The 24,131-nt window shown below is 39.7% G+C and carries 26 protein-coding genes; 11 read left to right on the top strand and 15 right to left on the bottom strand.

Annotation, left to right across the window (positions count from 1 at the left end):
• Positions 1-44: 44 nt before the first annotated feature.
• Positions 45-1,214 (top strand): MalY/PatB family protein, encoded by a 1,170-nt coding sequence (locus LC091_RS12370; RefSeq protein WP_226682339.1) that lies wholly within the window; start codon positions 45-47, stop codon positions 1,212-1,214.
• 57 nt (positions 1,215-1,271) lie between these two features.
• Here LC091_RS12370 and LC091_RS12365 read toward each other — a convergent pair whose 3' ends face one another.
• The 4 genes from LC091_RS12365 to LC091_RS12350 all read right to left on the bottom strand — a co-directional run bounded on the left by LC091_RS12365 (position 1,272) and on the right by LC091_RS12350 (position 3,886).
• Entirely contained in the window at positions 1,272-1,877 is a 606-nt protein-coding gene (locus LC091_RS12365; RefSeq protein ID WP_226682338.1) for a histidine phosphatase family protein, read from the bottom strand.
• Positions 1,878-2,135: 258 nt separating this feature from the next.
• On the bottom strand, positions 2,136-2,711 hold the full coding sequence (locus LC091_RS12360) for a superoxide dismutase family protein (protein WP_226682337.1): 576 nt from the start codon (positions 2,709-2,711) through the stop codon (positions 2,136-2,138).
• Between the two features lie 124 nt (positions 2,712-2,835).
• Positions 2,836-3,024 (bottom strand): hypothetical protein, encoded by a 189-nt coding sequence (locus tag LC091_RS12355; protein WP_226682417.1) that lies wholly within the window; start codon positions 3,022-3,024, stop codon positions 2,836-2,838.
• Between the two features lie 100 nt (positions 3,025-3,124).
• Complete coding sequence (locus LC091_RS12350) at positions 3,125-3,886, bottom strand: peptidylprolyl isomerase (protein ID WP_404819682.1); 762 nt, start codon at positions 3,884-3,886, stop codon at positions 3,125-3,127.
• Positions 3,887-3,973: 87 nt separating this feature from the next.
• On the opposite strand from LC091_RS12350, the gene LC091_RS12345 reads away from it, so the two are divergent.
• Positions 3,974-4,360 carry a kinase-associated lipoprotein B gene (locus LC091_RS12345; RefSeq protein WP_319003661.1) on the top strand — a complete coding sequence of 129 codons (387 nt, stop codon included), beginning with the start codon at positions 3,974-3,976 and terminating at the stop codon, positions 4,358-4,360.
• Between the two features lie 41 nt (positions 4,361-4,401).
• On the opposite strand, the gene kapD is transcribed toward LC091_RS12345, so the two are convergent.
• A complete protein-coding gene (gene kapD, locus LC091_RS12340) occupies positions 4,402-5,025 on the bottom strand; it encodes a 3'-5' exonuclease KapD (protein WP_226682335.1) in 624 nt (207 codons plus the stop codon).
• A 218-nt stretch (positions 5,026-5,243) separates the two neighbouring features.
• Between kapD and LC091_RS12335 the strand changes: the two genes are divergently transcribed.
• Positions 5,244-6,431 (top strand): MFS transporter, encoded by a 1,188-nt coding sequence (locus LC091_RS12335; protein ID WP_264179318.1) that lies wholly within the window; start codon positions 5,244-5,246, stop codon positions 6,429-6,431.
• Between the two features lie 73 nt (positions 6,432-6,504).
• Positions 6,505-7,206: a DNA alkylation repair protein gene (locus LC091_RS12330; RefSeq protein WP_226682334.1), complete on the top strand. Its 702-nt coding sequence runs from the start codon at positions 6,505-6,507 to the stop codon at positions 7,204-7,206.
• A 27-nt stretch (positions 7,207-7,233) separates the two neighbouring features.
• On the opposite strand, the gene LC091_RS12325 is transcribed toward LC091_RS12330, so the two are convergent.
• A complete protein-coding gene (locus LC091_RS12325) occupies positions 7,234-7,617 on the bottom strand; it encodes a hotdog fold thioesterase (RefSeq protein WP_226682333.1) in 384 nt (127 codons plus the stop codon).
• 255 nt (positions 7,618-7,872) lie between these two features.
• Between LC091_RS12325 and LC091_RS12320 the strand changes: the two genes are divergently transcribed.
• Positions 7,873-8,145 carry an ArsR/SmtB family transcription factor gene (locus LC091_RS12320; protein WP_319003660.1) on the top strand — a complete coding sequence of 91 codons (273 nt, stop codon included), beginning with the start codon at positions 7,873-7,875 and terminating at the stop codon, positions 8,143-8,145.
• A 54-nt stretch (positions 8,146-8,199) separates the two neighbouring features.
• Here the strand turns inward: LC091_RS12320 and LC091_RS12315 are convergent, their stop codons facing one another.
• Together LC091_RS12315 and LC091_RS12310 are read right to left on the bottom strand one after the other, a co-directional pair.
• Positions 8,200-8,832, bottom strand: coding sequence for an SIMPL domain-containing protein (locus LC091_RS12315; protein ID WP_226682332.1), 633 nt, complete (start codon positions 8,830-8,832; stop codon positions 8,200-8,202).
• A gap of 49 nt (positions 8,833-8,881) precedes the next feature.
• Positions 8,882-9,679, bottom strand: coding sequence for a DedA family protein (locus LC091_RS12310; protein ID WP_226682331.1), 798 nt, complete (start codon positions 9,677-9,679; stop codon positions 8,882-8,884).
• Between LC091_RS12310 and LC091_RS12305 the strand changes: the two genes are divergently transcribed.
• Both LC091_RS12305 and LC091_RS12300 read left to right on the top strand, forming a co-directional pair.
• Positions 9,657-10,505 (top strand): SDR family oxidoreductase, encoded by an 849-nt coding sequence (locus LC091_RS12305; protein WP_226682330.1) that lies wholly within the window; start codon positions 9,657-9,659, stop codon positions 10,503-10,505. The genes LC091_RS12310 and LC091_RS12305 overlap by 23 nt on opposite strands.
• A 75-nt stretch (positions 10,506-10,580) precedes the next feature.
• Positions 10,581-10,976 carry a hypothetical protein gene (locus LC091_RS12300; protein ID WP_226682329.1) on the top strand — a complete coding sequence of 132 codons (396 nt, stop codon included), beginning with the start codon at positions 10,581-10,583 and terminating at the stop codon, positions 10,974-10,976.
• A 52-nt stretch (positions 10,977-11,028) separates the two neighbouring features.
• On the opposite strand, the gene LC091_RS12295 is transcribed toward LC091_RS12300, so the two are convergent.
• The 7 genes from LC091_RS12295 to LC091_RS12265 all read right to left on the bottom strand — a co-directional run bounded on the left by LC091_RS12295 (position 11,029) and on the right by LC091_RS12265 (position 19,150).
• Positions 11,029-11,826 (bottom strand): glycoside hydrolase family 16 protein, encoded by a 798-nt coding sequence (locus LC091_RS12295; RefSeq protein ID WP_226682328.1) that lies wholly within the window; start codon positions 11,824-11,826, stop codon positions 11,029-11,031.
• Between the two features lie 19 nt (positions 11,827-11,845).
• On the bottom strand, positions 11,846-13,183 hold the full coding sequence (locus tag LC091_RS12290) for a glycoside hydrolase family 30 protein (RefSeq protein WP_226682327.1): 1,338 nt from the start codon (positions 13,181-13,183) through the stop codon (positions 11,846-11,848).
• A gap of 159 nt (positions 13,184-13,342) precedes the next feature.
• Positions 13,343-14,674, bottom strand: a complete 1,332-nt coding sequence (locus LC091_RS12285) for a GH1 family beta-glucosidase (RefSeq protein ID WP_226682326.1) — start codon at positions 14,672-14,674, stop codon at positions 13,343-13,345.
• Positions 14,675-14,711: 37 nt separating this feature from the next.
• On the bottom strand, positions 14,712-15,542 hold the full coding sequence (locus tag LC091_RS12280) for a carbohydrate ABC transporter permease (protein WP_226682325.1): 831 nt from the start codon (positions 15,540-15,542) through the stop codon (positions 14,712-14,714).
• Between the two features lie 12 nt (positions 15,543-15,554).
• The gene (locus tag LC091_RS12275; protein WP_226682324.1) at positions 15,555-16,439 is read right to left on the bottom strand and encodes a carbohydrate ABC transporter permease; all 885 of its coding nucleotides are present in this window, start codon (positions 16,437-16,439) and stop codon (positions 15,555-15,557) included.
• Between the two features lie 267 nt (positions 16,440-16,706).
• Positions 16,707-18,017 (bottom strand): ABC transporter substrate-binding protein, encoded by a 1,311-nt coding sequence (locus tag LC091_RS12270; RefSeq protein WP_226682323.1) that lies wholly within the window; start codon positions 18,015-18,017, stop codon positions 16,707-16,709.
• Between the two features lie 113 nt (positions 18,018-18,130).
• A complete protein-coding gene (locus tag LC091_RS12265; protein WP_226682322.1) occupies positions 18,131-19,150 on the bottom strand; it encodes a LacI family DNA-binding transcriptional regulator in 1,020 nt (339 codons plus the stop codon).
• 447 nt (positions 19,151-19,597) lie between these two features.
• Between LC091_RS12265 and LC091_RS12260 the strand changes: the two genes are divergently transcribed.
• From LC091_RS12260 to LC091_RS12245, 4 genes are read left to right on the top strand one after another with little or no spacing between them, the layout of a single operon-like run.
• The gene (locus LC091_RS12260; protein WP_226682321.1) at positions 19,598-20,464 is read left to right on the top strand and encodes an ABC transporter ATP-binding protein; all 867 of its coding nucleotides are present in this window, start codon (positions 19,598-19,600) and stop codon (positions 20,462-20,464) included.
• A complete protein-coding gene (locus tag LC091_RS12255; protein ID WP_226682320.1) occupies positions 20,461-22,752 on the top strand; it encodes an ABC transporter permease in 2,292 nt (763 codons plus the stop codon). The genes LC091_RS12260 and LC091_RS12255 overlap by 4 nt, the downstream gene beginning before the upstream one ends.
• Positions 22,749-23,357, top strand: coding sequence for an RNA polymerase sigma factor (locus LC091_RS12250; protein ID WP_226682319.1), 609 nt, complete (start codon positions 22,749-22,751; stop codon positions 23,355-23,357). The genes LC091_RS12255 and LC091_RS12250 overlap by 4 nt, the downstream gene beginning before the upstream one ends.
• Complete coding sequence (locus tag LC091_RS12245; RefSeq protein ID WP_226682318.1) at positions 23,308-24,123, top strand: hypothetical protein; 816 nt, start codon at positions 23,308-23,310, stop codon at positions 24,121-24,123. The genes LC091_RS12250 and LC091_RS12245 overlap by 50 nt, the downstream gene beginning before the upstream one ends.
• Positions 24,124-24,131 lie beyond the last annotated feature (8 nt).

Genomic DNA, 24,131 nt, shown 5'->3' with positions numbered 1-24,131 from the left:
GTTTAGCAGACTTGAGTCAAACTGATTGGAGGCGACAAACAGTTATGAAATCCTATGACTTCAATGAGAACATCAATAGAAAAAATACTTCCAGTGTCAAATGGGATGAAACTGCCCGTGTATTTGGAAGTAATGATGTATTGCCGATGTGGGTGGCAGATATGGACTTCAAGGCACCACAGGAAGTAACCGATGCAATTATGAACAAAGCACAGCATGGAATATACGGCTATACCGCCATTTCCCCATCCGTTCACGATGCCGTTACAAGCTGGTTTTACAAACAACACGGATGGGAGCTTAAACATGAGTGGCTCACCTATATTTCTGGTGTAGTTCCAGCTCTTAGCGCAACCATCCAAACCTTTTCTAATCCAAGGGACAAGGTCATTGTTTTCTCCCCTGTCTATTATCCTTTTTATGACATGGTTACATATAATGACCGAAAACTTGTTACTAGTCCTCTGGATTATAGGAAAGGCCGTTATCATATGAACCTTCAAGATTTTGAAGCGAAATTAGACGGTGATGTGAAACTCCTTTTATTATGCAACCCACATAACCCAGGTGGAACAGTATGGACTAAAGAGGAATTGAAGCAACTTGGTGAAATCTGTGTAAAACACCATGTCATCATCGTATCCGATGACATACATGCTGATCTAGTATTCAAGAAGCACACCTATTACCCTATCGCTTCCCTTTCTGAGGACATTGCCATGCAGACCGTTACTTGTATCGCCCCGACCAAGACCTTTAACATAGCTGGATTACAGGCTGCCGCAATGGTTACTTCTAATGATTCTTTCCGTGAGAAGTTGGACTTTTTCATGAAAAAGCAGGGCCATTTTTTGTTGAACATGTTAGGTGTTTCCGCAATGGAAGCAGCATACAGGCATGGAAAGTTGTGGCTTGACGGAGTGTTGCAACATATAGAAAACAATATGGATTATGCCGTGGAATATATTCAAAAAGAGATTCCTGGTGTTAACGCAAGCAAGCCGGAAGGGACGTATCTGCTTTGGATTGATTGCAGGAAGCTGGGATTAGGAGAAGAAGAATTAAAGCGACTTCTTCTTCATAAAGGAAAGCTTGCCGTTGAGTCCGGAAGCAAGTTTGGAAAAGAAGGCACCGGCTTTATCCGGATGAATGTCGCCTGCACAAACGCCACCCTGCAAGAAGGCCTCCTAAGGCTAAAAACCGCTCTAGCGTAAAATTATTAGCGGTGTTAAAAAATAAGGGTTATGCAGCACTTAGCTCGCATAACCCGATTACATATTATATAAGTGCTCTGAACAATTCAACGAAACAACAGACAATCCCTCATCATTTTTTCTAATAGTATGCATTCCTGTATCTCCTGTCGGGAACCTGATGTTCGTATGAACAGGTAATTGCAGTAATGCTTTTAATAAATTTGATATGGTCCCCCCATGCGAAACAATAGCAATCCGCACAACAGCTGAACTTTCCGCTAGGATTTTGGATAATGCTGTTTCGACTCTCATGCGAAATTCAATTTCAGACTCCCCGTTTTGAATTCTCTCATGAGGTTTTCTTCCTCCCGGCGGCAATGGATATTTTGTAGCTGCGAGTTCTCTAGGTAAGCCCGCCAACACTCCATTGTTAAATTCCATAAGATTTGGTTCTTTAATTAACATGCAGCCCACTTCTTCTGCCAATATCGTGGCGGTTTCAGCCGCCCTTTTTAATGTACTCGTCCATATGATATCTGGAGGACAATGTTCGTTTAAGCGGCAAGCCAACCTCTTTGCCTGCATCCTGCCAAGTTCTGTTAAGGGATAGTCGGCTCTCCCCTCATGAACCTGCAGAATATCCGCTTCTGATTGCCCATGCCTAATTAAAAGTATCTCCAAAGATGCAACCCCCTTTATCTATAAATTTAAAATTATCTCAAAACTATGAACTATGTCAATATGATTACGAATATTTCTTTAATAATACAAAAAGAAAAGGATAAGTAAATCGAGCTGACTCTCTCTTCCTGATTTCTTGTCACTGAGGTCTTCATACGGGCGTCAAGAATTACTCTGGTGACAAGACTATCCACAATCGATTATTTTTTCCTAAACAATAACAAAGACACACCCTGTTGAGTGTGTCTTTGATGGAATTTATTTTTTCTCAGCTTCGTCGACTGGTTCTTCTACCGCTTCATTTTTTTCTGCAACTTCTTTTGTAATGACACCGCATGCTATTCTCTCTCCGGAGTCACCTGCAGGCTGAGTCATGCCATCATCAATGTTTTCTGTAATGATAATAGCTGTTCCATCCTTGCCAAACAAAGAGGTCTTTCCTTCTTCTAACGTCGCTTGTGGTGCCATTAATTCTGCAATGACCGTCCCGTCATCTTCCACAATGATATTTGGTAAATCTCCTACATGTGCTCCTTCAGGATGCATTAGACCATGCTGTTTATCGTCAGGATTGAAGTGATTGCCTGCTGTTTTGAAATCCGGTGCATCACATAAGCCTTTCTCATGAATATGTACGGCATGCTCTCCAGGAGGAAGCCCCTCTAGATTCAATTCAATCTTGACGCCATTTGGATCTTCCGATACCTTTGCAACCCCAAGAGAGTCTCCAGTACCATTAAATATCTCTACATCAAGCGCCGTTATCTTGTTCTCCATGCAACCTGTCAGTATTAAGCATACTAGAGTAGTCAGGGTAAATATTTTTACTCGCATAAACTAGCTGACCTCCAATCAGTCGTTTACCAAAGTTTCCCCGAAAATGTGGGGGAATATGTTTTCTATAACAAAAAAAGGCTCACTCACCTATAACGGTGAATGAGCCTTTTGGTAGGTATGATTAATCTTTAATCACTTTTTCCCTTCGTAACTGTTCCTCTAATGCTTCCGCCTTCTGACTTTCTCTTTTAGATACTTTAATGATATAGCGAAAAACGAAAATAGCAGCAATAAAGAAAACCGTAAAGGTTATCCCTGCAGGAATGTATTCTGATTTATCTTCTGGAAAATATAAGAATAGTTGTAACATAAAGGAATTAAACACCGTTACCACACGACCTTTCACAGGTTATGAACCTACTCATTATACCAAAAGTTACTGCAAGGAAACAATCTTGACACACACTTCCTTATTTTACTACGGTCATTTTTTCAATAACGACATCTTCCACAGGTTTATCCCCTTCTCCAGTTTCTACTGTTGCGATAGCATCCAGCACTTCCATGCCTTCCACTACTTGTCCAAATACGGTATGTCTAAAGTCAAGTCCAGGTGTTCCACCTTTTTCTTCATAAAGATTAACTACTTCTTGAGGGTATTCTGCTTTTATCATGGACTCCAATGTTGCCTCATCCACCTCTTTTGCATGCACAATGAAGAACTGACTTCCATTAGTACTCGGTCCAGAGTTCGCCATAGAAAGAGCTCCTCTGAAGTGCAGCATTTCACGGCTGAACTCATCTTCAAACGGTTCTCCCCAGATGCTTTCTCCCCCCATGCCTGTGCCTTGTGGATCTCCACCTTGAATCATGAAATCTTCAATGACACGATGAAAAGTCAATCCATCGTAATAGCCGTTTTCTGCATGTGTAACAAAGTTTTCTACCGCTTTTGGTGCTGCATCCGGATAAAGATTTACGACCATTTTACCTTTTGTTGTTTCTATTTCTACAGTACGAATTGTTTCACTAGTATTTGTAAACTGTTGAAATTCACCGACTTCCACTTCCTCTCCGGCTCCTTCATCTTGCGTCTCTTGCCCTGCGTTTTCTTCAGATTGCTGTTCGTTTGTTGATTTATTGCTAGTTGCATTTTCTTCATTTGTACTTGTCCCACAACCTGATACAATAAGAACTAGAGCAAGCACCGTTATCATCATCCATTTTTTCACGTGTTTCACACCCCATATTTTATTTACTTAACAAGATATTACTAAATATAACAAAAAAAATCATCATTTGAATACGAAAGGGGACTTATGATGGAGAAAATAGAGGTTGGCAACATCGTAACCGGGATTTATAAAACTGGAAAATATATTGGGGAAGTTACGGAAATTCGCCCCATGCACTATTTAGTTAAAGTAAAAGCCGTATTGAAGCATCCACAGCAGGGAGATTTGCATGCACCTAAGGAAACAGACGTTCCACTCTTCCATGAGCGCCGGGCACTGGCCTTCCATGAACAAACCAACATTCCAAAAAACATGGTCAAGCTTTACGACGGAGAAGTCCTTGAATACAAAGAGTCTTTGAAAATAGCGCTTCTTGCAGCCACTCAAGCACTAGAAAATGACGACAGCCTTTGGGCGAAAAGAAGCGTTGAGAATTTTTCAATACTAAAAAAGGATTATAAACTAACTTAACTAATTAAAAGCCAAATCACCTATATAAGGGATTTGGCTTTTTATAAGGCATATTTGTTTATTAGCTTGGAAAGGTCGATTCGATCTCCAATAGTAGTAGGTTCCGGTTTTGCAAGATAACTTTTGTCCTTTTCAACGAGTCGAAAGATATTAAATGTCGTCAGTGCATCATCAAGGGCCCGGTGGTGTTTTCCCGTACCTTCTTTTCCGTATTCTTGCACTGCCTTCCATAATCCTGTTTGATTTTGGTCACCAAAGAACTTTTTGTATTCCATGGAAAGATCAACATGCTTGCACGTCAATGGAAATGTTACTCCGTGATACTCACAGTTGTTTCTTAAAACCTTCATGTCCATATTCCCCCATGTTACGACCGTTCCCCTCTCTTGGACGTTGTAGGAGTTCAAAACATCGATCAATTCCTCAAAACTCGCACCGTTATGAACATCCCTTTGAGAAATATTCAAGAATGATTTGCATCTGTTTGTTAAGGTTGGAAATGCGGATGGACGAATATGTTTCGAGTATTGTTGGATTATTTTATCTTTCTCTACTGCTACAATTCCAGCTTCAATGATTTCGGGGAAAAAATTTTTTGGATAATTTCTATTTTCCGGCATGGTAAATTCAAAATCAATGAATAGATGTATCGGTGTTGACTTCATGGTTCCCCTCCCTCTTTAATTTTCAGAATTTTATTACTATATTATATCATGGTGAATAACATTTTTAGCACGTAATTCACTCATTTTTCCAAAAATAAAGTTCGTTTTGTTGATTTTTTCTGTGGATGCGTTATTATTTAGTTATACGAAATATTTATAATCCGAAACTTTAGAAGAAGGTGACAATCATTTCCATATCAGGACGAAACTTGTTCATTATGTGGATTGCGAACTTTTTCGTTGCTGCTAGTGCTACTATGATTCTCCCTTTCTTATCCTTATTCATTGAAACGTTTGGGAATTACTCTGATTCCTATGTACAGCGCTGGTCAGGATTTATTTTTGGCATTACCTTTCTCACAGCGTTTTTCGTTTCACCGATTTGGGGGCGAATTGGGGATAAATATGGCTTTAAGCCGATCTTGTTGTTAACAGGTACAGGTATTGCTACAAGCATCCTGTTGATGAGTGTAGTGGATTCGGTACATGGACTATTCATTCTTAGGATGTTCATGGGATTGGCAACTGGATTCATTCCGACTTCCATGGCTTTAATCTCCTCTCAAGCACCAAAAGAGATTGCAGGAAAAACACTCGGTACCCTGCAGACAGGTACGGTTTCCGGGGGACTCCTCGGTCCATTGATTGGCGGTATGCTTGCGGATTCCTTCGGCTTTGCCTACACGTTTTTCCTTACATCAGCTCTAATCTATTTGGCTGTTATTCTAGTGGCGTTCGGCATTAAGGAAAAGAAAAAAAGTTCTGCAAATCAGAAAGAAAAGAAATATTCACGGAAAGAAGTACTGCAATACATCATACAAAAACCGCTGTTGCTTAAGATTATGTTCTTATCCATGTTCATCCAAGCGGCTAATTTCAGCATTCAGCCCTTACTTGCACTTTATGTGAATGAGTTGACAGGTGGGACCGCAACAAATATCGCCTTACTTGCAGGGTTTGCATTCTCTGCTACAGGTTTCGGCAATTTGTTAGCGTCACGGAATTGGGGAAAACTTGGGGATAACATCGGGCATGACAAAGTCATCGTCATTCTTATGCTCGCAAGTTCGATACTCTTTATTCCTCAAGCGCTTGCCACGTCGCTTTGGCAGCTTGTCCTATTCCGCTTCTTATTTGGTATGGTAGTTGGTGGCTTGATTCCATGTATGACTGCATATATCCGCAATGTAGCCCCTTTGTCCATGCAGGGAGAAGTGCTTGGATACAACGTCAGTTTCCGTTTCTTAGGGAATGTGATTGGGCCGGTGATGGGTGGGATGATTGCCGGTTTTTACGAGATTTCTACCGTATTTTACATCACAAGCTTTATCTTTTTATGCTCAGGAGTAATGTTACTCTATAGCATTCTTCATTCTGAAAGTGCGAAGAAAACAGCAGAATCCTAATAAGGCTTTGTTTCATTGCCTCCCTTTTTCCTGTATTCTACAAGTAGAAGTCATGGATATGGGAGGTTTTTTTATGGAAGCCACTACTTTGGAAATATATCAGAATGGGTTAATCGATTTGTTTCGGTCAAACGCAAATGAATCGAACAGAAAGCCGATGGAAGATTATATGCGCAACCACTTTTCATTTTTGGGGATAAAGTCACCTGAACGAAAAGAGTTAGTAAAAGGATTTTTCGTGGAACATGGGAAACCAGAACGGGAGTGGGTCAAACCGCTTGTTACGTTTTTATATGCGCAACCTGAGCGGGAATTCCATTATGCCGCCCTTGCGGTGATTGATGTTCATATTAAAAAGCTTGATGCGGAGTGGCTCTCCTTTTTGGAAAAATTGGTTACTACAAATTCTTGGTGGGATACAGTGGATCATATTGCACCGCATCATGTTGGGGCAATTTTGTTAAGGGAGAAGTCCAGTATTGTTGACTTTCCAGATAGGTGGATTGAATCGGATAATTTCTGGCTGCAAAGATCAGCCATTCTTTTTCAGTTGAAGTATAAGGAAAAGACAGATTCTCAGAAGTTGTTTTCTTATATAGAGGCCACCAAAGGGGCTAAGGAGTTTTTTATTCAGAAGGCTATCGGCTGGGCGTTAAGAGAATATTCCAAGACTGCCCCGGATGAGGTATTGACGTTTATTAAGTCTACGGATTTGGCACCGCTTAGTAGGCGTGAGGGCTTGAAACATTTAGCGAGAAGGGGACTGGCGGTTTGAAAAAACCTCCAGTCCCTTGGTCTTTCATTACCTTTTCTTCAAAATGGCCATTGTACAACGTGAAATGCAAATCAACGCGTCGTTTTCGTCTACAATTTTTATATCCCATACCATCGTGGTTTTCCCTCTGTGCAACGGAGTTCCGATTGCCGTAACCACCCCATCCTTTTTCCCTTTCAGGTGGTTGGCGTTTATCTCCAGCCCTACACAGATTTCTGTTTCCTTGTCGATAAGATTAAATGTCCCGATGCTTGCAATCGTCTCAGCCAAGGCCACGGACGCCCCACCATGCAACAGTCCGAATGGTTGGTGTGTGCGACTGTCTACAGGCATGGTTGCCACTGCTCTTTCTTCTGACAGTTCCACAATTTCAATTCCTAGTAAGTCTATTAGTGTATTTTCTAGTTCCACTCCTGTTTCCTCCTTTTGTTACCGCTTATCTCTTAATAATACTACTGCAAAAAGAAAATACACAGAGAATAATACAAAAATAGGAATAAGTGCCGACCAATCCAACATGTGTCTCCCCTCCTTTTATAAAACCTTGACTGCAGTTATGTTGAGTCCTAGCTATCTATCGCATATAATAAACTTAAAATTTGAGAGTACTAGAGGTGAAATTAGTTGAAAAAAGAAATCCCTCTACAAGATGTGTCCTTGGAAAAAATGTTTGAAAAATATGAAGCAAAGTACAAAGCCGTTGCTGATAAAAAGCGACTGCACATTATGAACATCCTATGTCAACATGGAGCTATGTGTGTATGCGATATGGTCCCGCTGATCGGAATGCCCCAATCCAAACTTTCCTACCATTTGAAGATTTTGTTGGATGCGGAAATCATCGTTAAAGAAACAAGGGGAACGTGGAGTTACTACTCATTGAACCAAAAGGAAGTAGACAATTTGCTGTCCGAGGAATTATGTTGCATTTTCCGCTAAGGTGTTAAAAACAGACCGCCACCCTCCAAAATGGAGGATGAAACGGTCTGTTTTTTAATATATATATTCTAGATTAACGGACGCACTTATGGTGATTTCTTGTGGTTCAATTGGTGTGCTCTCCTTTTCCTGAACTGCAAAAGAGGCATAACGCGGCCCAGCAAAGACCTGCTGAGTAACTTCTTCCACCTTGATTGGAACTGGAGAAAGGCAAACTTGTAGAGTTATAGCCATTGCCTGTGCTTTTTTCGCCCCATCCACAACTGCCAGCTGCAGGACATGACGATAGATTTCTTTATAATTGGAGACTTCAAAGGATACACTCTCCGAAATATTCGCTCCATTCTCAAAAGCTACATCTACAACGGTACCTGTTTTTGTAATATCTCTCACTTTTATACGGAAAATATGGCGTACCTCATACGTAGAAAGGACAGACTTACCTGACGAATCTGTTTCATATCGAGGAAAGGAAGTATAAGAAGATGTTTCAATGTCTTCCTGAGGAATGCCTGCTGCAATTAGGCCCCGAATCATTCGGTTTGCTATCAATCTATTTTCTTCTTGTGCACGCTGTACATCAGAATTGGTGGTTAGCACTCCCAATTGAAGATACGCTATATCCGGTTGCACTTCCTTTTTCGCGTTTCCCTGAACAAGCATCGTTCGTTGCAAAATGACCACCATCCCCTACTCTTTTACTCCTATTCTATGAGGGGACGTGCACATATATACTTTAACGATACTTCTGGAAGATGAAAGTGGGATCACTCTGTTTTTTGTACCAGTCATAAACAAAATAGAGGACGATAAAGACAGAAGCGGCAATCATCAGTTCCAATCTATACACCACGAATAGCTGTGCATGACTCCACACAAGTCTTCCCATAAAAAAGAATGTCGTTACCCATACAATTGCAGAGCTATAGGCAGCTATGGCAAACTGATAGTATGGCAGTCTCATAAATCCAGCCAAAAAAGGAACGACATTTCTCAATCCAGGCAGGAAATACGAAATACATAATGCAAATACATGGTACTTATTCAAAAGTTCTTCTCCTTTTGCAAAGGAAGCTTCGATCCTATCGTGTTTCTCAAGCTTTGAATATACACCTTTCCCCAAGCAACGTCCTAAAAGGTAACAGGTGGTAAGACTAGCAATCACTCCAATATAAACTGTGAATAATGCAGGCGTTGTCTCAAGGACTCCCCGTTGTGCGACAATCCCTATAGAGCTCACAAACACTTCATTAGGCACCGGGATACCGAACATACCTAACCAAAGCCATAAAAATAATCCTATATATCCATAGTCCTTAATAATTTCTATGATAAAGGTCAGATCCAAGTGATCCCTTCTCTCTGCACGAAGCAAGAATTTGTTATTGCTTCTATTGGTCAAACAAACACGTTCATTACCTTCTCGCTGTATATATTTATTCCTTTTATATTTATTAAATAAACTAGCAAACTCTTTACCAATAAATGCATATGAAAAGGGGACTATTTCCATGAAAAAAAAGACTGTCATCATTACAGGCGCTTCGGGAGGTTTCGGAAGAACATTTACCAAAGTTTTTCTAGAAGGGGGATATCATGTTGTTGCAACGATCAGGGATGAAACAAAGAAGTCCGTCGTATTGGAAGGATTGACTCCAAAGGATGCGGGAAATCTGACTTTTGCATTATTAGATGTAACAGATGAAGAATCCGTGAATAATTTCGGTAGCATTGTTCAAGGATTAGATCGTGTGGATGTGCTCATCAATAACGCTGGATTTGCTGTGGCTGGTTTTGCAGAAGAATTGAGCATGGAGGAATATCAGTTCCAGTTGGAAACCAACCTTTTGGGAGTAATGAGGGTATCGAATCAAGTGCTTCCAAAAATGCGAAAACAGGGAAACGGCAGAATTATCAATATAAGCTCCATCAGCGGCTTAATTGGCTTCCCCGGCCTTTCCCCTTATGTGTCATCAAAATACGCCTTAGAAGGGTACAGTGAGAGTCTCAGGCTGGAAGTAAAGAAGTTCGGCATAGACGTAGTCCTTGTTGAACCAGGTTCGTTTCAAACGAATATATGGTCCTCCGGCACCCATATGTCATCAAAAGCTGGCAACGCCGATTCTCCTTACCTTGAGTTGTTTACGGGGATGAATAAAAGACTTCAAAAAGATCGAGAGTCGTATGGAGATCCAGTTGATGTTGCTAACCTGGTGTTGATGATAGCCGAGATGAAGAAAACTCCCACCCTCCGGTATACCGTCGGAAAGGGTGTAAGGCTCTCTCTACTTGCCAAACGTCTATTGCCTTGGAGAGTATGGGAAAAAATTGTGTTAAGCCAATTAAGGAATAAAGACTAAATAGAAGGGTGACAACTCTCCATTCCTATTTAAATTACATATAGTACTGTACTGATGAAAAATGGAGGGTTTGTCATGTATTTTTATCAACCCCATTTCCACCGCACTGTTTATTATCCACGAAATGTCTATTTTCCGGTTTATGCGCTTCCACTGCCAAGAACATATTTCCGAGTTTATCCCGAAGTGGATCCGACCGTCTTTACTGAATCCGCAGAATCCATGCAACAATTGATGAAAGAGGCCAGCATCATTTTGCAGAAACTATCTGATTCTAAAGCGTTCGCTTCGGAAGTAATGGCGGCAGCACAGGAAGGCAATAAAGAGAAAGTGTCTCAGTTATTACTTTCAACTGGTATGCATTCCGGTGTGAAAGTAGATTTTAATCCGGATGGCATTAATTTAAATATGACATCGGAAATTGAAGGAAAAGATTGCTGCCATCTTACCATCAGTTTGAGATGGGGATGACAAAAAGGATTACAGGGTGGCCTGTAATCCTTTTTGATTTATGATTACTACTTTATTTTTGTGCGCTATATACCCTCACATAATCCACTTCCATTTTTCCTGGAAACTTAGTGGATTCGTCAGGGGCACCTCCATACCAGCCGCCAATGGCTAGGTTAAGGATTATATAGAATTTCTGATCAAATGGAGCAGGATAAGCATGCTTTTTCTCATTATCTGAATCCATACTTGACCACTTATTCAAAGTTTGGAATACTTCCCCATTTACAGACCATCTAATTTCTCCAGGTTCCCACTCAACTGCATAGACATTATAATCGGTGATGCTTGAGTTTTCACCTAAGAGATGATCTTTTGCAGTATACGTATTATTTGGCCATTGGCTACCATAATGAATGGCACCACCGACTGTATTCACTCTTGCTCCTTTAGCTTCCATGATGTCAATTTCTCCAGATGCTGCCCATCCGCCATACTTGTCTTCCTCTGGCATCATCCAAAATGCGGGCCAGTAACCTTGTCCACCTGGTAATTTAATTTTTGCTTCAAATCTCCCATACAGCTGGCTGAATTTCCCTTTCGTATGGACTTTCCCTGAAGTATATTCATACTTACCATGGTCATCTGAAGCTGTTTCCATTTTTCCAGTTATGACAAGCTTTCCATCTTCTACTGTCACATTGTTTTTGGAGTAATATTGAAGCTCTTCATTGCCCCAACCGGGTTCATAGTTGCCATCAGGCTTCATAAAACCATTTCCTGTATCATAAGACCATTTGGATTGATCCAATTCACGCCCATCAAAGTTGTCTTCCCAAACTAACTGCCAGTCTTTTTTTCTATCTGTCATTGTTTTAATGCTCTCTCCTTTAGTTGTTGAATACCACCGTTGTAATAGATCTTGCAGGAATAGCCAGGTCCATTACTTCCCCTTCAAGCTCTATCGACGTTTCTTTATTGGCATCTGTTTCATTTAATAGAACGACAACAATGCTCTCATTTTCATTTTTGAACGCAACAAGTGAAACATCTTCAAGCGCTGTTTCATGAGCGATTCTTTTCGCACCCGGCTTGATAAACTTACTAAAATGACCAATATAATAGTAAGAACTATTGAAATGCACCTCGTCTTTTTCTGTGTCTGCTATGATTGGCGCATCGCAATAATTTCCTACATGATTCGGTCCACCTTGCATATCAAGTAACAAGTTCCAATCAATGAATCCTTCTAACCAGTTATTCATATCTCCGATGATGTTTCTTGCATAGCGTTCTCCTGTATGCCATGCACCAAGTTTCACTCCACCTTCAATACAGCCTTCAGTGAACAATAAATGTTTGTCTGGGAATGCCTCATGTACTTTTGATAGATTCTCAAACTCCTCTGATACATACCAGTGGTTCCCTGTTCCCCATACATATTTAGCTGCTTCCGGATCGGATAACACGGTAGTCGCCCGCTCCACGATTACATCACGGTTGTGATCCCAAATGATGATTTTTTTATCGCCAAGTCCGTTTTTTTCCATGATTGGCCCTAAGAAGTTCTTCACAAAATCTCTTTCTTCTTCTGCTGTATAAATGCAAGAATCCCACACCTGTGTCGCTTCCGGCTCGTTTTGAATCGAAATCCCCCAAATCGGTACACCTTCCGCTTCCATTGCTTTGATATATTTTACATAGTAATTAGCCCATGCTTCTCTGTACTTTTCTATTAACTTGCCACCGTGATTCATTTCACCATTTGTTTTCATCCATGCAGGCGGACTCCAAGGCGAAGCTAGTATAGTCAATGTTTCAGCCGCTTCCGACTCTGCTGCCTTAATAAATGGAAGTACGTACTTTTGCTCCCGCTCTATGTTAAAGGACTCGAGGCTCACATCTCCTTCTTCCACGTAGGTATAGTTCCCAAGCGCAAAATCACTACTGTGAATTGCCGTGCGACCTAGGTTATATCCGAGACCTGTTTCTTTATTAAAATAGGCGTTAATAATGGCATCTTTGTTACCTTCTGATAGCTGAGACCAGTTATAGGCAGCCGCTTCCGTAAAAGCTCCGCCGAAACCTAGCCACTCTTGATGTTGTTTTTCAGGAAAAAGCTTTAAAGAGACCGCTTTGTCACTCTTTTGTTTCCATTCGATGTTTTTTACTTGTTCCCAAGGTCTTCCTGTCTCTTTTTTTGTTTGAATAACCGTAATATTCTTCATAAAATGACCTCCATTTATTGAGTTCGTGCCAAAATGGGGGAAGTTGATGCCAAATCAGCCCGAGTTCGTGCCAAAACCACACGAGTTGATGCCAAAATCCCCTGAGTTCGTGCCAAAACCAATTTCCCTTTTCAAAAAAAACCACTCAATCCTGAGTGGTTATATACTTCTTGAACTAATAATCTCTTTAAATCGCTTCGCACTATCTTTCAAAATTCTTTCTTGCGTTTCAAAGTCTACATATACCATGCCGAATCGCTTGTCATAACCAAACGCCCATTCAAAGTTATCAAATAAAGACCACAAGAAGTAACCTGCGATATTCATGCCTTCTTCATTCAATTCAGCAACAGCTGTAATATGCTTTTCCACATAATCTTTACGCTCATTGTCATGTACACAACCATCTACCACTACATCGTCATAAGCCGCACCATTTTCGGTAATGTAGATTGGTAGATCAGTATAGTTCTCACGAAGTCCTCTAATCAATTCCTTGAACTCCTGTGGAGAGATATCCCAGCCCATACCCGTTTTCGGATAATCAGAGTAAGCACCTTTATTTAGCATTGGGGAACTTGGATCAAATTCCACCAATGATCTTGCGTAATAGTTGATTCCGAAGAAATCACATGGAGTTGAAATCGATTCCAAGTCTCCTTCTTGAATGAAATCAAAGTTATGAATCAACTTGGAAAACAGGTTAATCATGTCCATTGGATAAGAACCTTTGAAAATAGGATCTAGGAACCATCTGTTTGCATAGCCATCAGAATTGTTTCTTGCAATTTGGTCATTGATTGAATCTGTTGGAGCATAAGAAGGTGCCAGGTTAAGTGTAATTCCAATCGGTGTAGAAGATCCGAATTTACCTTTTAACAATTTAACCGCTTCACCATGAGAAAGTAGAATATGATGTGCTGCTTTTACGCCTTCCTCAAGATTTGTATGTCCAGGTGCATGATGGCCAAGGTGATAGCTCAAGAAACTTGCACACCATGGTTCATTGTGCGTAATCCATGAATAAACCAATTCGTCTAACTCTTCATAGCACTTGTCTGCAAACTCCAAGAACCATGAAACGGACTCGCGATTTACCCATCCGCCTTGTTCATGTGCCCACATTGGAAGATCCCAGTGGTATAACGTAACCATTGGCTTGATACCAGCTTCCAATAAGCCGTTAATTAACTTTTTATAAAAGTCCATACCTTCTTGGTTATAAACACCTTGTTGTGGGAAAATCCTTGGCCAAGCGATAGATAGGCGATAAGAATCTACACCAAGGCTTTTGATAATGTTGATGTCTTCTTCATAACGGTGGTAGTGGTCACAAGCAACATCTCCTGTGTCTCCATTCCACACCTTACCTGGTGTTCTTGAAAAAGTATCCCAGATGGATGGAGTACGACCTCCTTCATCGTGTGCTCCTTCTATTTGGTAGGAGGATGTTGCTGTTCCAAAAATGAAATCCTTTGAAAAATTTAACATGCCGTTCACCTCTTCTATTAATCTAGTTGCTTTTTATTTATTCTTTTACTCCACCTGCGGAAATACTGCTAATGATGTATTTGGATAGGAACAAGAAGGTAATCATGATTGGTACAACAGATATCGCGATACCTAAATACATAGAACCTAGATTTTCTGCTACCTTTGATCCTCTCAAGAAGCCCATCATGACAGGTAACGTGTACTTTTCCGGACTGAAAAGAACTACAAGTGGAACAATGTAGTTATTCCAAGATCCAATAAAGGTGAAGATACCCATTGTAGCTACTGCCGGCATCATGATAGGTAAGCCTATCGTATGGAAAATTCTTATTTCACTTGCTCCATCCATTCTGGCAGCTTCCAATAATGTTGGATGCAGGGTGGAGACAAGAAATTGTCGTAGGAAGAAAACAACGAATGGACTTGCTATAGCCGGAATGATTAATGGGATATAACTGTCCAATGTACCTAATGTCTTATTTAAGTCATAGAATCCAATTAGACCTAATTGGCCCGGGACCATCATCAAAATTAATACGGAAACGAATAGAAAATTTTTACCTTTAAAGTTATAAATCGCAAACCCATATGCCGTCAGTGCGGAGAAGTATGAGCTTAATACAGTTACACAAATTGCTATAAATACACTGTTTCCAAATCCTTGCCAAATATTAACGAAACTTATCAATCTTTCATAGTTTTCCGCGATTGCGCTACCTGGTAAAAGGGTGAACCCTTTTTGCAGAATTTCTGAATTGGATCTCGTAGCATTGATAATCATCATATAAAATGGGATAAAGCTAATAATCGCAAGCAATATTAAAAGCCCGTAGAGGATGCTCTTTACAAAAGTACTTTTATTCACACTAACTCACTCCTAATCCATGCTTTTGCGGTACATAGCTTTAAATGTTACAAACGAGAATATTAACGTAATCAAGAATAATCCGTATGCGACCGCTGCGGCGTATCCATAGTTGTTAAATTTAAATGCCTGATTGTACATATATAAAACCATTGTGTTTAGAGATCCTTGCGGTGCACCCATACCGTCTGTTAATAACATCGGCAATTCGAAAATCTGCAATCCGCCAATTAAAGAAGTGATCATGATATATAACATAATTGGTTTTAATAATGGCAATGTAATGTGGAACAATGTTTTCCAACGGTTCGCTCCATCAATAAGTGCCGCTTCATAATAATCCTTTGAAATACCTGAAATACCTGCCATCAATACGATAAATGTATGACCAAACCACATCCATGCTCCGATAAGAGCAACAGACCATTTTGCTGTAGTAGGGTCGTTAAGCCAGTTGATTGGCTGAGAGATGATGCCTAAATCCATTAATAAATGATTCAATGTTCCATGGTGCCATCCTAGTAAAATACCAAACAATAACGCTACAGAAGCGATAGTTATTAAGTTTGGAAGATAAAGTACAGCCCGGAAGAAACCAAGCCCTTTCATTTTTAGGCGAATATCAGAGAACAATATCGCAAGCCCCAATGCTATAAGCATTTGGAAAAAGAAGTTAACTCCCCAAATGTACCAAGTGTTAAAGAATGCTTGTAAAAAGTAGCTGTCAGTAAGTAGTCTTGTATAGTTAGCCAATCCAATAACTTCAGGAACTCCCATACCGGAGTAGTTTGTAAAACTATAATAGAAGGTTAATAGTATTGGATAGATGCTAAATATCCCAAAGACGATGAAAAATGGTAGGATGAACAGATAGCCATAATGATCTTTTTTCTTCAAATCAATCGCCTTCTTTCTTGTAACTCTGTTAATAAAATTGATAATGTATTAAATAAATAACCTAGCTGTGGATTGGAGCACATGGCGTAGACTCCGGCGGGAGATAGCGGTAGGTTGAGACCCCTGAAGCGTTGTGAGGAGGCTCAAGCACACGCCCTTTGGATAAGCGAAGCCAAGTGCGTAAATCCACAGCGGCAGTTAACAGAGCTTACTCTTTAAATGATGGGTGGGAGCCAAGTTTCAGCTCCCACCACATCCTTTGTTGCATTATTCAGGTGTCTTAATATCCGGGTATGCATTTTTCACTAAACGATAGAACTCTTCAATTGCTTCTTCTTTCGTCTTAGTTCCTTCTACATACTCCCCAACCATAGATCCAAAGAATCCATCAATCTGTTGGTCATATTTTGTTACAGTTCCTGGGTTGATGTTTGCAGCTTCTTCTAAGAAGAACGTATAGTTATTTTGCCCGCCTAAGAATGGCTCTTGAATATCACCTTTGATTTTTTCTGTAACCGGTAAGTAGGAAAGAACATCTCCTGTTTCTTTTGCCCAATCAGTTAAGAACTCTTCATCATGTGTCATCATTTGAACGAATTTCCATGCAAGATCTTTATTTTCAGAACCTTTGTAGATTCCTAACCAAGTTCCGCCCCAGAAGTATGGGTTCGGACCATTTGTTACTGCCCAGTCTCCAACAGTTTCTTCTGTGTTTGTTTTTAGAACACTGTGAAGACCCCAAGTTGGTAATGCATATGCAAACACTTCTGTTTGATCAGAACTGTTCTCGTTTACTTCTTCCCAACCTGCATTGTAGTTGATTGGCTCATCCATTGCTGCAAACCATGCAGGAGACCATTCTGGTGCAAATGCTGTTAAATCTTTATCACGTAATTCTTTGGCATAGTCGAAATAGTTGGTTCTTCCTTCTGTCATAACTAGCTCGTTATTTTCGTTAACCCAAGGTTGTGGATCTTGACCTTGTGCAAACCAACGAACAGCTCCTTCATCAGGGAATAGACGGTAACCAGCGGATTTTAATTCTTCTCCAACTTCAAACAAACCGTCCATAGTGCTCATTCTTTCGCCGATCTCAGTAGGGTCATCCGTACCTAATACTTCTTTAGCGATACTTCTTCTATAGAAGATACCACCTGGAGTTGTTTGCCAAGATACAGCTTTGATTTTACCTTCTGAATCTTTTCCTAGATCAAATACATAAGGGATATAGTCATCTTCCCATTCTTGTACATTGTAAGGCTCTTGAGAAAGGTCTTCCCAATAATCTTGCTCTACCCAATCTTTTATGAATGCAAGTTCGCCAGTAAATACGTCAGGAGCTCCTTGACCACTTTCTAATACTGGACGTAAACGAGTTGGATAATCTTCAATCGGAATGATTGTCAAATCAACCGTTACTCCGTTTTCCTCTTTAAATACATTGATTGGTTCTTGTAGTTCATCCGTGAAGGACCATACAGTTAAATCTGCCTTCTTAGAAGAAGACGAGTTACTGCAAGCAGATAATAAACTTAGCGTCATTACTGCAGTAATAAGAATTAAAAGCTTCTTTTTCACAAAAATACCCCCCTGTTTTGTTGTAAAAAATACTAAAGCGCTTTCGAAAATGCTTATTTTTAACTAAAGCGCTTTCGTTTTATGGATAAAAAGAGAACTTATTAGTCCCCTCTTCACTCATCAATTTTAATTGCCTTACACGATTCCCTGATGATAAGTTCTACTGGAATGGTAACGGCTTTGTTGAGCTTTGTTTTGTCATTGATCTGATCTAATAACAGATCGGCTGCTGTGGAACCAAGTTGATTCATATTCTGTTTGACAGTGGTTAATGGCGGTGCTATATGCTGGGCAATATCTATATCATCATAACCTATAACAGAAATATCATCTGGTACAGATAATCCTTTTTTCTTGATTGCTTTGATTGCTCCAAATGCCATATTATCTCCTGCAGCATAAACAGCTGTTGGAGGATCTTCTAGTGATAGCAATTCTTGCATCGCTTGCTCTCCACTTTCCATGGAGAAGAATCCACCATTTACAATGTAAGATTTGGGAATATCCAAGTTATGCTTTTTAAGCGCTTTAATAAAACCCTTTAATCTTTCTGTTCCTGCGTATGTCTCCTGATGTCCGTATATGTGTGCAATCTTTCTATGCCCAAGTGAGTAAAGATAGTCAACAGCCAGTACACTTCCATAACTATTATCACTATAAACTACACTTGACTTGGAGCTATGCATATCAATGATTACGGTAGGTAAAGGAGACTCCATCAGTTTTTTTACTTCAGGATCATCTGATATGGAGCAAACCACCACTACTCCGTCCACCCCTCTATGTCGAAAGTGGTCCAAATAGCTTTTTTTCTCATTGATGATGTTTCTTGATACAAAAAGCATATCATAGCCAAACTGCTCTGCTCTTTGCTTAAAACTTTCAATCACGGCATTGAAAAAGGGATGTTTAATACCAACACCTAAGTTTTCCATGAAAACTACACCAATTGTCCAAGATTTCTTGGTCATCAATGAGCGAGCATGGGAATTGGGGTAGTACCCCATTTCTTCTACAGCTTCTAGTATTTTCTTTTTGGTCTTTTCACTTACATCTGTATAATTGTTTAATACTTTTGATACAGTTGTAATGGAAAAACCGGTCTTTTTCGCAATATCATAAATGGTTGTCATTGTCTTCCCTCTCTCGAACCGAAAGCGCTTTCGAAAGTAATTATAAAATAGAATGTAAACGTCGTCAATGGCTTTTTACAAAGAAATTTCAGAAATATTGCAGAATGTTGCAGGTAAATTTCCCCTTCTCCAAATTTCCTCCTCTATCTTAAACCTTTTCCCATCTATTTCGTTATAATTATTGAAGGGTTCAATAATTAATGTAGTCCACCTTGAGATTGGAGTGCAAGGTGTGAGACTCCTCGAAAATGCTAAAGCATTTTCTTCGTGCGATGAATCGCTGCCGAAGCCTTCCTGGTCCAGCGGGGGAGTAATGGTAGGTTGAGACCCCACGGACGAATCCGAGGAGGCTCAAGCACCGTCCTCTGGATAAGCGAACACCTGGAACGTAAATCTCAAGATGTTTAACAAACTTTTCATGCAGTCAAACAGAAAGAAGGATTCACCATGATCGAAATTCGCAATCTATCAAAATCATATAAACAACAAAAAGTGCTCTCTTCCATAAACCTACGAATTTCAACAGGAATATTCGGTCTGTTAGGCCCAAACGGCGCAGGTAAATCAACTCTGATGCGAATCATGGCCACTTTAATGAAACCATCAGCAGGAGACATTCACATTGACTCCATTTCGATCCTGTCACATCCAGAAAAAGTCCGGAGACTGATTGGATATCTGCCTCAGCACTTCCATGTCTACCCACAAATGACACCAATGGAAATTTTAGATTTTGTAGGAGTCATGAAAGGCGTTCCGAACAAGAAAGAACGCAGGGAACAAATAGAACACTGGCTGCACGAGGTGAACCTCACTTCCAAAGCCAATGAAAAAATCAAAACATTTTCCCATGGAATGAAGCAACGTGTAGGCATCGCGCAAGCATTTATGGGAAACCCGAAACTAGTTATTTTAGATGAGCCTACAGTAGGATTAGATCCAGAAGAGAAGCTCCGTTTTCGAAACCTTTTATCCAAAGAAGGCCTTAACAAAAGCATCCTTCTCTCTACACATGTTGTCACAGATATTGAAAGCAGTTGCTATGAGATAGCGGTATTGAAGAAAGGCGAGCTTTTATTAGATGCAACGGTTGAAGAGCTGAAAGAGTTAGCTTGCGGAAAAGTGTGGGAAGGAACGGTTCCATCAGGTTATTTAGAAAATATGGCAGAAGACACCATTCTTTGTTCAGAACACCGTGGCAGCACTGTTCATGCACGGGTCCTTGCAGATGAGAAGCCATTTTACGGAGCAAAGATGCTTGAGCCGAATTTAGAGGACGGTTATCTCGCCTTGTTAGAGGGGACTTCCTCATGAGATTTTTAAAACAATTACAACTAGAGAACCGTTTCCTTCTTAAGAATTGGTTCTTCCTTTTGGCTCCACTAGTGTATGGAGTCAGTATGAGTTTATGGTTGTCCAATCATAACCAAGACGTTGCAAACATTATCGGACAATATTCATCCGGCTTTTTTAAAGCCAATAATGAGTTTCTTGCTATCGGCCACACCCTTTCCCTTGGCGTGTTATTTTTAGCAAGTGTGCTATCCATTCGTAGAGAAAAACAGACCGTGTTATTAGATTGGACGAATTCCTTACCGAATTCCTTTTTAACCATTATTCTAGCAAAGTTTCTATCGCTTTTTATTTATAGCAGTCTCTTTACTTTAGTTTATTTCCTGATCTTTGTATGGCAAGGTTCTTCCTTCGGCAAAGACCTCTCCTATTTGCTAGAACACGGCTTGTCATTCTCTGTTCAAAGCCAATTGTCTTACGCTGTCACTATTTCATTAGGAATGGTACTTGCCGTTCTTATCACTAACAGGATTGTATATATCATTGTGTTTTGCGCGTGGATGTTTGGCACTTTCTTTATGGAAGGTTATATTATACAACGATATCAATTGCATTTTTTGAAAACATTTCATTTAAATCAGTTTTTCATGGATATCTCTCACTCTGAAGATTGGGGATTTCGTTTATCTAGAAAAGAAACCTTATATTCGCAGCTTTTTGTCACGTTTTTCAGTCTTTTTTTATTGGCTATTACAATCATGAAATCTTCCACTAATCGAATTTCATCCTTTGAAAAGAGAAAATGGACTTTGTTTGGAATAGTAACGGCCCTTACCGTTGCTTCCATTTTTCCATACAGTTATTTATGGTCAGACCGCTTAGAGCATTTTAACTATTTAAAAGCAGGCGCTGTTAAGCAGTATGATTCTGACGATGGGACTGTTTTAGACACAGTAGGAGAGTTTTATAATGTTGATAGTTACTCCATTAAAATGGAGCGGACCAGAAAAAATTCCTTTCACATTAAGGCAGAGTTGCTTATTCCTAATTTACAGAAAAACACCACATTAAATTTTAGCTTGTATCCCTCTTTTGAAGTGGAATCGGTATCTTGGAACGGGGTGAAAACTGACTTTAATAAGAAGCAGCATCTTGTAACGTTATCCAACATAGATCAACAAGAACTAAACCGGTTAGAGGTAGAGTATACCGGCAACCTAAATGAATGGGGACATCTTTACGGAAGTGAAAGAAATTTTGCTTTCTTTAAAGGGGAAGATATGTACATCCCTTCCTATATAGGGTGGTACCCTTTACCGGGAGATTATTCTATTTATACTCTTTTTCATGCAGATACGGAGGATTACATTCATACGATAGGATTTAATCGCCACTTAGAATTGAACCAGGCACTTCCCGCGTCTGATTTTCAGGTAGAATTGACTAACTTTAATCATCACGTTTTCAGTACTGCCCATTTTAGTGAAAAATCTGCTGATGGAGCGCTAATTTTCACCAGTGAGGATGCTAAAGGTTTAACACTTTTTTCAAATAAGGGACTAGTCAAATATAAGGGGAATTTACCTTTTTCCGTTATTGCTCATAAGGAAAACTATCAGTTAATACAACAGAAACTTGGCGATATGGCTTCTATAGAAGATTTTTTTGAGAATTGGCTAGATGAAGAATTTCAACAAGACATGAAACTTGTCTATGTCCCTTCTCTTAACTATGTCGGGACTGAAACATATAATATCAACCATTTTGACGAAGCACTTTTCTTTGATGATAATGTTCAAACATACGTACAGGTTGATGATGGTAAAGTCATAAATAATACGATGATAGATTTAAAATCCAGATTAATATCGTTTGGGCTATTCGGACACGATTATCTAAACCAGTATTACGAGGTTTCAGCGGATTCCGTGTTAAAGGGGCTTATGGACACATACCTGCTTGTCTTATATAAAGATTATTATGACTTTGATTGGAATGATTTTGAGCAATTTAATGGCACAGATTTCTACTACCTTTCTACTGTCTCTCATATAAACTGGATGAGTTCATCTGCTGAGATGACTACTTTAGAAAAGTTCGATGAGCTAATGAAATCATACAAGCTACAATATAATAATCAGGTTGTTTTGATGATAGCTAAAGAATTGGAGAAAGGCAATAACGAAAAAGTAAAACAATTACTTAAGGACATCTATCAAGATTTAAAGACCAATAATAAAGATTCCTTCTCCTATGAAGAATGGATGACTTATTGGAATCGTACGTTTGAAAGTGGGGGAATGCGATGATAAGCGATGAAAGGCTCCTTGAACAGATGGCTGAAGGTGACCAGGCGGCATTTGAAGCCTTTGTTCATAGGTATCATGTACCAATACATCAATATACGGAAAGGCTGTTAAAAGATTCTAAAAAAGCAGAGGATGTTGTTCAAGAAACATTCATCCGCTTATTAAAACAGCTGAAGTCGAAACAAATCCCAACATATCCGAAAGCCTGGCTCTACCGGGTGGCTTCTAACATCTGCAAGGACTACTGGCGCAGTGCTCAATATCGTTCAGAGGATACGGCAAAAGAAGAAATGCCGGTCACTGTTGACCAACAAGCTTCTGTTATAGAAATCTACGAACGGCAGGAAACTAGAAAAGAGATGTTAGCTTCCTTAAAGAGTTTGTCAGAGTCACAACAACAAATTGTTACCTTGAGATTTTATCAGGATATGAAATTGAAAGAAATTGCAGACATTCTAGATTTACCATTAGGAACGGTTAAATCCAATTTGTTTCATGCTTTAAAGAAACTTAAAGGGGTATTATCAAAAGAAGCGGAAAAGGAGGCGGAGAATAATGAAGGAACAACACAATCAAGACCAAGAGCTGTATCAACTAGAAGATGAAATGAAAGAGATGCTTTCTTCATATGTCGTCAAATCGCCATCCAGTCAGGATACAAAAGCATTATTGGCAGCCTTGCAACCAACATTCAATGAAATAGGCACTGCATCTGCAGAAGAACTTGGGCAAGAAACAATTCAACCACCAAGCTTTTTCTCTCAATTAAAAGCACAAATCTCATTTTATCAATGGCACTTCTGGGTGATGAGTACGCTCATTTTCGTTATGCTGACCTTATTCTCTTCAAACGTTTATGTGAGAGAAGCAACACAATTTTATCAATTTGCGATTCCATTATCGATGCTGGTTGGTGTGTTCTATACGTACCAAACATGGAATAAACAAATGCGCACCATTGAGAGCATTACACCTTTTCCACCAGCTTTATTATTGCTAAGTCGTATGGTAATAATCTTAGCAATGAACATCATTCTAGGTGTAATAGGCTCCTTTTACCTAAGCTTTAAAGTTCAACATTTCGAACTACTTCCCTTTTTGTTAGATTGGATCGCCCCCGCTATGTTGATTTATGGAATGATTGCATATTTGATGATGCGAAAAGGAGTAAAGTTTGGTCTTGCATTTGGTATCATAGCATGGATTGTTCTTATGGTTGCTGGCGCTATTTATCAGACACATGGCTATGCAATAATCCAGTTTTCACACAGTCAGGTAGCAGGTATACAAACCCTTTTTGTCACTCTTGGCCTGTTCCTTCTATTTCTAGCTTACAAAAAAAGCTTGAAACTGCAAACGATGTTTCGTTAATTGAGGCG

It is taken from the genome of Sutcliffiella horikoshii (assembly GCF_020524325.1).
Lineage (GTDB): Bacteria > Bacillota > Bacilli > Bacillales > Bacillaceae_I > Sutcliffiella_A > Sutcliffiella_A horikoshii_D.
Note: the sequence above shows the minus strand (reverse complement) of the source record. Positions and strands in the feature narration are given on the sequence as shown.